At 62.1% G+C, this 8,159-nt stretch carries 8 protein-coding genes and 1 pseudogene; 4 read left to right on the top strand and 5 right to left on the bottom strand.

Annotated elements, in window-relative coordinates:
- Position 1 precedes the first annotated feature (1 nt).
- Positions 2 to 526 carry a superoxide dismutase family protein gene (gene sodC, locus IFT76_RS07420; RefSeq protein ID WP_122479656.1) on the bottom strand — a complete coding sequence of 175 codons (525 nt, stop codon included), beginning with the start codon at positions 524 to 526 and terminating at the stop codon, positions 2 to 4.
- Between the two features lie 100 nt (positions 527 to 626).
- Positions 627 to 1,265: a carbonate dehydratase gene (can, locus tag IFT76_RS07425; protein WP_122479657.1), complete on the bottom strand. Its 639-nt coding sequence runs from the start codon at positions 1,263 to 1,265 to the stop codon at positions 627 to 629.
- A gap of 138 nt (positions 1,266 to 1,403) precedes the next feature.
- Here can and IFT76_RS07430 point away from each other — a divergent pair, with 138 nt between their 5' ends.
- Positions 1,404 to 1,811, top strand: coding sequence for a serine kinase/phosphatase (locus tag IFT76_RS07430; RefSeq protein ID WP_192057735.1), 408 nt, complete (start codon positions 1,404 to 1,406; stop codon positions 1,809 to 1,811).
- Positions 1,812 to 1,867: 56 nt separating this feature from the next.
- Here the strand turns inward: IFT76_RS07430 and rimI are convergent, their stop codons facing one another.
- The 3 genes and pseudogenes from rimI to IFT76_RS20800 form a co-directional block, all read right to left on the bottom strand.
- Positions 1,868 to 2,320, bottom strand: coding sequence for a ribosomal protein S18-alanine N-acetyltransferase (gene rimI, locus IFT76_RS07435; protein ID WP_122479659.1), 453 nt, complete (start codon positions 2,318 to 2,320; stop codon positions 1,868 to 1,870).
- Positions 2,313 to 2,894, bottom strand: a 582-nt coding sequence (locus tag IFT76_RS07440; protein WP_244647866.1) for an energy transducer TonB, incomplete at its 5' end; no start/stop codon positions are given. The genes rimI and IFT76_RS07440, both read right to left, overlap by 8 nt.
- Position 2,895: 1 nt before the next feature.
- A pseudogene (locus IFT76_RS20800) lies at positions 2,896 to 3,070 on the bottom strand (energy transducer TonB); the annotation flags it as partial.
- Positions 3,071 to 3,228: 158 nt separating this feature from the next.
- Between IFT76_RS20800 and mksB the strand changes: the two are divergent.
- The 3 genes from mksB to mksF are packed head-to-tail and all read left to right on the top strand — an operon-like array spanning position 3,229 to position 7,986.
- A complete protein-coding gene (gene mksB / locus IFT76_RS07445) occupies positions 3,229 to 4,518 on the top strand; it encodes an Mks condensin complex protein MksB (protein WP_192057736.1) in 1,290 nt (429 codons plus the stop codon).
- The gene (gene mksE, locus IFT76_RS07450) at positions 4,508 to 5,158 is read left to right on the top strand and encodes an Mks condensin complex protein MksE (protein ID WP_192057737.1); all 651 of its coding nucleotides are present in this window, start codon (positions 4,508 to 4,510) and stop codon (positions 5,156 to 5,158) included. The genes mksB and mksE overlap by 11 nt, the downstream gene beginning before the upstream one ends.
- On the top strand, positions 5,155 to 7,986 hold the full coding sequence (mksF, locus tag IFT76_RS07455; RefSeq protein WP_192057738.1) for an Mks condensin complex protein MksF: 2,832 nt from the start codon (positions 5,155 to 5,157) through the stop codon (positions 7,984 to 7,986). The genes mksE and mksF overlap by 4 nt, the downstream gene beginning before the upstream one ends.
- Positions 7,987 to 8,159 lie beyond the last annotated feature (173 nt).

Consider the following 8,159-nt stretch of genomic DNA (forward strand, 5'->3'; position numbering starts at 1 on the left):
ATCAGATCACCCCACAGGCCATCCGCGCCGCACCACCGCCCAACGGCGCCGGTGAATCGGCGTGGTTGTCACCACCGGCGTGCACCATCAGTGCATGCCCTTCCACTTCGCTGAGCTTTTTCAAACGCGGGGCCAGCACGGGATACGTTGCGGTACCGTCGGCGTTCACGTAGATCGCCGGCAAGTCACCCAAGTGTCCCTTCGCATCGTAAGGTCCCAGGTGCTTGCCGGTCTTCTGTGGATCGAAGTGCCCGCCTGCCGCTTCCGCCGCCGACATCTTGCCGTCTTTCATCGCCGACGCGCAGCTGCCGTTGGCATGCACATGGAATCCATGCACGCCTGCGGGCAGCGACTTCAGCTGCGGAGTGAACTGCAGGCCATAGGCCGTTTCCTCGATCATCACCGTGCCGATCGGCTGGGGTGCGCCCTCGGCGCTCACCAGGTTGATCTGGACTTCCTTGGATGCCGCATTGGCGCTACCGATCGACATCGCTGCCATCAGTGCCAGCCAGCCATAAGACTTCATGGTGCCTCCCTCGCTTCGCGTTTGATTACCGAAAAGGCCACGACCCAAGCCGTTGCCCATCCGATTCAGAACCCGAATGCGGCTCACTCGTTCCTGGCCATCAATCCAGCGCGCGCAAACGATACTGTGGTGGCAACTGATCGAAGCCACTGATGGTCACATCCAGGCTCTTCCAGCGGCCGTCCTTGATGCCATAGATACAGCCATGCACCGACAGCTCCTGGCCACGGTGCCAGGCGTTCTGGACAATACTGGTGTGCCCCACGTTGGCCACCTGCTGAATCACGTTGAGTTCGCACAATCGGTCGACCTGCTCTTCTTCGGTAGGCAGGGTCGCCAGCGTTTTGCGGTGCTCGTAATACAGGTCGCGAATGGTCCGCAGCCAGCCATCGATCAGCCCCAGCTGACGATCCTGCATCGCCGCACGAACACCGCCGCAGCCATAGTGACCGGTGACCAGAATGTGTTTGACCTTGAGCACGTCGACCGCGTACTGAATCACCGACATGCAGTTCAGATCGGTGTGCAGCACCACGTTGGCAACGTTACGGTGGACGAACAGATCGCCCGGCAACATGCCGACGATCTCGTTGGCCGGCACGCGCGCGTCCGAGCACCCGATCCAGAGGAATTCAGGTGTCTGCTGGCGTGCCAGTTTGGCGAAGAACTCCGGATCCTCTTCCTTGATCGCCTCGGCCCACCGCGCGTTGTTGTCGATCAGTTCCTGTAGGTCATGCATGTTCAGCCCTCGAGAATCGTTTGGATTATGACTGGCCATGGCTGCACAAGGTCACGGTCGGCGCGGACAAATCATGCTGAATCTTTCCACTCGTACGGGGGTCAACCCTATCTAGACACACACCAGAGGATTGCCGTAATGACTGATTCCCATCGCCCCTACGATGCCCCACAACCTGCTGCAATCGACGACATGGAAGACCGCATGGGTCAGGTTCGAGAGCTGGATTTCGATGACGCCGACGGTCCCACCGGCAGGATCGGCGACACCATCCCTGCAGATGAGCTGGAGCATCTGGTGCCTGACGAACGCGCCCGCGAAGCAGGACTGACCGGCGCTTCGATGGATGACCACAATCCGACCGACGACGACATGAGCCCCGAAACACTGATCCGTGAGGATGGCGCACGTTCGCCCGATGAGCCAGGCGACAGCGGACCCGCTGATCAGGAACTTAGCCTCGTCGATGAAGACGACATCGGTGGCGGCGATGGCCTGGATGAAGAAGAGCTGGCGCTGATCGACCCACTCGATGGTAAACGCTGAGTCCAGCATGCCTACCGATCACTGCCCGAAGCAATTTCGGGCGGTGACTGCAGCTGCTACTCGAACAAGGTACAGGCCATCACCAGCGCGTCTTCGCGCCCCCCGGCCATTGGATAGTAGTCGCGCCGCTTGCCGATCTCATTGAAACCATAGCGTTCGTACAAGCGATACGCCGACTGGTTACTGGCTCGCAGTTCCAGAAAGCATTCACGCCCGCCCAGCTCGTAGGCACGCGTCATCAGCCGCTCGAGCAACTGCAAGCCCAGTCCACGGCCCTGGTTTTCAGGCTTCACGGTGATGTTCAACAGATGGGCTTCGTCGATGATGACGTTGAGCACGCCATGCCCCACCTGTTGCTGCCCGTCGAACATCAACCAGATCTCGTAGGACTTCAGGCCGTCCAGAAAGATACCCCGCGTCCACGGATGGGAGTAGGCAGCGAATTCGATCTTCAGTACGGCATCCAGATCCGCCTCGGTCATTCGCCGAAAGCTTACGGTATCACTCATCACGGTTTTTCCAACGCGGTATCAAACGGCGCATGGCTTGCCACACGGCCGCCTTGCGCTCGGGTTCATCCATCAACAACTCAAGGCCCGGCAACGCCCAGGCGGCGCCAAGCCCCTCCACCTCCAACTCTCGGTTGTAGTCTTCGGCATTGGCCCGCCCGGCAAAACGAATCGCCGGCAGCCCGACCAGCCACAGGCACGTGCACGGCGCCTGTTCTAGCTGAGCCATGACGAAGCCCTGAACGAAATCGCAGGCTGCATCCGGCCCCTGGTCCAATTGACCGCGCTGCAGCAGCGGCCAGCGGATCGGTTCGCCCAGAATCTGTGGCGCATCGGGCAAACCGGCAGCACGCAGCATGTCCTTGAGCAGGAGATAGGAAGGGTCGCGACTCTGGAACGCCTGCCCCGTGGCCAGTTCCACCAGCACCACGCAGGGCCCGGCGCGCAACACCTGAAGGGCGAAGCGCGGCGGAAGATTCGCTGGCTTGGCGACCGGCGCCTCCACGGCCACCTCGGCCACGGCTGCCACGGCCGGGCGTATGCTGCCCGGCCGTGGCACCTCGATCTTGAGCCGNTCGGCAGCGCTGCCGCCGCCCCTTGATCCACAGCCTGCACTGGCAGCGGCGACGCCTCGACATGCTCCAGCAGGCTGGCACACGATGGCGCTGCGAACGGCAGTTCGGTGCGGGGCAGCCAGTGCACTACCTGCATGGCGTCAAGGTAGGCGCGGCGACGGGACTCGTTGAGCAAAAGGTCAGCCATCTGTGGGTAAGTCGAGGCGGTGGATTCTACCGATGTTCGACACAATGTGCCGCCAAGTTTTGCGCACGCCGTCGCCCGCAGCGCAAATACCCGCCTCGTCATGCAGTACAATCGCGACCCTTTTACTGGCATGAGTCGACCAGCCGATGATCGAACCCAAGCGCGTGCTGCGCGCCCTCGCCGACCACTGGGCCCTCCTGGAGCCGCTGTGCGAGCACTTCGACCAAGGCACCCTGAGCCTCGTCGAACTGCGCCAGCAACTGGCTGCCCAGCGCCTGGAAAGCACTGCCCAAGAGATCACCAGCCTGCTCGACACGTGGATCCGGATGGACATCCTCGTACCTGTCGCAAAAAGCCCCAACCGCTTCGAGCTCAATGCGCAGATCCACGACTTTCTTGCCTACCTGCGCCGCGAGCACCGGCTGGGTCTGTGCCTGGAGATCGAAGCCTACCTGCGCCACCTCGAACGCCTGGCCGGACACATTCAGGATGCATTCGACATCCGCGATGGTAACGACCTGGCGCGGCAACTGCGGCTGCTCGACATGCGCGTGCGTGATGTCCTGAAGAAACTGGCCAATGACGAACAGGCCCTGGTCGCCGTGGCCGAGCGGGCCAAGACCCGCGACCGCCAGGTAGCCCTGCGCCAGCGCTACGCCGAGGTACTGGCGACCTGGGACGAATACGTCGAACCGATGATCCAGCTGGTCAACGCCGATGGCGCATTCGAACAAGGCGTGCGCAAGGTCGAGAACGTCCTGCTGCGCCTGCTGGGTGAACAGCAACGCCTCGGCCACTTGGTCGACGACGACATGCTGCTGCGTACCCACGCGCGCATTCTCGAAATGCAGACCTGCGCTCAACTGACCTTGCGCCACGCCCGCGAGCTGCTGTTGCCACTGCGCGAGGAAGCACGTCGGCACAACGCCGTGACCCGCGGCGCGGCCCTCGCGCTTTCGGCCATTCGCCGCAAGGGCCTGGACGCCGTGCCACAAGCCGCCCTGCCTTTGTTCAGCCGTCCTCAGAGCATCTTTCTGGGCAGCGCCAGCCAGGTCGAGGCGTACGTCTATGCCCTGGCCCGCTTCGAAGCCAAACCGGCGCCCTTTCCCAAGGCGCACAAGAGCGACACGGCAGGCACCCAGCGCGCGCCGCGCACGGTCAAGGAGATGCTCGAGCGCTGCGAGAATGCGCTGCCGATGCCCGATTTGATGCTCTGGCTTCTCGACCAGGAACCCGATGGCGCCACCGACGACCTGCTGTACTGGTTCTCACGCCTCTCGCGTGACAAACGCTTCGCCCGACAGCGCCTCGAACGCGGCGACTACCACACCCGTGAGCATCAGCTGAGCCTGCGCTCCTTCGCCCTGCTTTCCAGCGCCGAGCCCGCCGTCGCGGTCGCCTCGGCACACTCCGCGAGCACCGATCATGCATCTTGACCTGAACGAACTGACTCACCTGGCGCCGATTTTCCGCGAACTGCTCAAAGGCTTTCACATCAGCCGCCGCGATCCGGAGTTGTATTCACAGCTGTCCAATCTCCAGGACCTGTACCGCGGCCTGTTCAAGGCCCTGGGCTACGAGCTGGTCTGCGACACCCGCGGCTTCTACTACTTCGTGCCCGAGCAGGCCGCCGCGCAAGTCAACAAGACCGCCCAGCGCCTTTCCCTGTTCACCTTCATCCTGGTCGAGCACCTGGCTGACCAGGGCCGCGATCCGATCGCCGTACTGGATGGCGGAAGCCTTGGCCGCGACGAGCTGCCAGCGCTTCTGGACAAGTACCGCGACCTGTTCCTGCAGGCCGAAGTACAGACCCAGGAAGAACTGGAAGAGAAGATCCTTCGGCGCATGACCCAACTGGGCTTCACCGCCGAAGACAACGGCATCTACCGCTTCCTGGCGCCGATGCATCGGTTTCTCGACGTGTGCCTTTCAGTGCAGCAGGACCGCGACCTGGCCGCCAGCCTGCACAGCGCTTTGCCCCTGCCGGTGCCGATGCTTGTCGACGACGACGACAGCACCGACGAACAGGCCCTGGCCCGTGCGATAGCCCAGGAACAAGAGGAGTTCGACACATGACTCAGGAACGCTACGGCATCCGCCGCTTCGCCCTGCTCAATACCGCAGGCTACAGCCTCGGACTGTTCCCCCTGGAGCAGCCGTTATCGGTCTACGGCGCCAACAACCTGGGCAAGAGCGCCTCGATCAACGCCCTGCAGTTTCCGATCCTGGCGCGCATGTCCGACATGAGCTTCGGCAAGTACACGCTGGAACAATCGCGACGCTTCTATTTTGCGACCGATACCAGCTACATCCTTTGCGAAGTGGTCCTGGCTCACGGCCCCCACGTGATTGGCGTGGTCGGTCGCGGCCCCGGCGGTGGGTTCGGCCATCAGTTCTTCGCCTACGCGGGTGAACTGGACCTTGCCCACTATCAAAAGGACGGCACCTGCCTGCGTCAGAAGGAGCTGTTCGGCAACCTGGAACGCCAAGGCCTGAAGGCCTACGAACTCAAGCCCGAGGAACTGCGGCGCCTGCTGGTGGGCGGTCATACCAGCGTCCCGCTCGACCTGACCCTGATCCCGTTGCGTTCGACCAGCGAGCAGAGCCTCAAGACCTTTCGCGCGCTGTTCATCAACCTGCTGCACATGCGCGAAATCACCGCGGCGAAACTCAAGCAATTGTTCCTCGACGCGTTCGAGCACAGCCTGCGTTCAGGTAGCGTCGACTACATAGCGGCCTGTGAAGAAGCCTTTCGCGATGTCCGGCGCATGGAGCAGGACTACAACGCACTGGTCGCCGCCGGTCCTCTGGTCGAAGCACTGGCCAACGGCGTCGCCCAGCGTGACACTCTGCGCGGCAAGCTGCACCGCCTTTCACCCCTGCTCGACGCGCTGCTCGGCACCTGGCAGGACTACGCCGGGGCACGCAAGGAAGAGCTGGTCATCCAGTCCGAACACTACCGCAACGAACAGGACGTGTTGCAAGACAATCAACGCGGCAGCACCCAGGAACTGATGCGCCTGGAGCGTGAAATCTCGAGCATCCAGCGCTGGCTCGGTGAGCTGTCGGTACTCAAGAACCGCTTCGCCCTGGTCACCGACGTGCGCATGCTGGAGCAGCAGTTGCTGGCTGCCAAGGATGCCCACGACGAGCTGGCCGGTGCCCTGGCGCAGTCCCGGCAGTTCAGCGCCCAGGATCTGCAGGAGCGCGTCGGCGACATCGAACGCCGCCTCAAGTCCATCCGCCAGCAGCTGGAACATGCCGACAACAACAGCTACGCCCGTCTGCGCGAGGAGTTCTCGCAACAGGATGTCGACCGTCTGATGCGCCTGTTCAACGGCGCCCTGTTCAGCCTGCCCGTGGGGCCACACGGTCTCGTTCTGCAGGACGGCAACGCATGGGTCGATGCAGTGCAGACCGTGCTCGACCGCTTCAAGGGCGATCGCTTCGAACTGCCAGGCATGTCCATCGACCTTTCAACCATCGAGCCGCCTGTGCTGCAGGCGTTGGCCGATCGTGCCGCACTGCGTGAGCAGAGTGCACGTCTGGAAAAGGAGTTGCAGCAGCTCAAGACCCAGCAAGGCGTGGCGGCCGACCTGTCAGCCAGCAAATCTCGATCCGAGACGCTGTATCAGCAGGTCCTGGATGCGCAGAAGGCCTTGGAAGACTACCGCCGTACCCAAACCCTGAGCGTCGAGGAACAGGACAAGCTCGAGCAGCTGGCCCAACTCGAGGCCGCTCAGGATGAACTGGCACGGGCAATTGACGCTTTCACCGAAAGGGTCCGACAACTGTCGGCCAAACTGCAACTGGTGGGCCGGCAAATCGCCGATCTGGAAAGCAAGCAGCGCACCTTGGACGACGCCCTGCGCCGCCGCCACCTGCTACCCGCCGATCTGCCCTTCGGTACGCCCTTCATGGAGCAGGTCGACGACTCGATGGACAACCTGCTGCCCCTGCTCAATGACTATCAGGACAGCTGGCAAGGCCTGCAACGTGTCGATGGACAGATCGAAGCCCTGTACGCCCAGGTGCGCCTCAAGGGCGTGGCCAAGTTCGACAGCGAAGACAACGTCGAGCGACGCCTGCAGCTGCTGATCAACGCCTATGCCCATCGCACCGACGAGGCCCTGACTCTGGGCAAGGCGCGTCGTGCCGCGGTCACTGACATCGCCCGAACCCTGCGCAACATTCGCAGCGACTACGACAGCCTCGAACATCAACTGGCCCTGTTCAACCGCGAGATCAACAAGCGCCAGGTGTCCAACCTGCAAAGCTTCCGCATCGTGTTGGCACCCAACAAGGATGCCCTCAAGCACATCGACCAGATCATCCACAGCGCAGGCCAGTACGAAGAAGGCGAAACCCTGTCCGTGTTCGACCTCAACCAGAGTGTGGAGCAGGACAGCAAGAACGAGGAAGCGAAGGAGTATCTGGCCCGTATGGTCGCGGCGAACCACAATCAACTCGGCCTCAAGGACCTGTTCGAGCTGGCTTTCGAAATCACCAAGGTCAACGGTCAGCCGGTCATCCACACGGACATCGATGGCGCAGCGTCCAATGGCACCACCATGACTATCAAGGCGCTGACCAACATGTACCTGCTGCTGCACCTGATGGATCGCGATCAGGCCGGCCGCATCCGTCTGCCCTACTACCTGGACGAGGCCGCCGACATCGACGAGCGCAATCAGGCGGCCCTGCTCGAAACCAGCCAGCAGTTGGGTTTTACCCCGATTCTGGCGAGCGTAAAGCCGCAGGTATCCGCCCATGTCGCCATCGACCTCGAAGGCGGCAGCAGTAGTGACGGCATCTACATTGATGAAACCGACTGGAAATTCATCCGCCGCCACGACGAGTTGACCAAAGCGGTTGCGGCACTTGAAGCCGAGGTCAGTCAATAGATCAAAGGTTCAGACCAAGCCCCGCCGCTGCGGGGCTTTTTCATGGCCCGCTGTTGGCATTCGACGCTTCAGGGACGCGCGAACAACAAAGGCCGGAAAAGACAAAACCCCTACCTGCTTGCGCAGATAGGGGTTTCGGAATTGAATCTTGACGATGACCTACTCTCACATGG

Source organism: Pseudomonas sp. CFBP 13727, assembly GCF_014841915.1.
GTDB lineage: Bacteria > Pseudomonadota > Gammaproteobacteria > Pseudomonadales > Pseudomonadaceae > Aquipseudomonas > Aquipseudomonas baltica.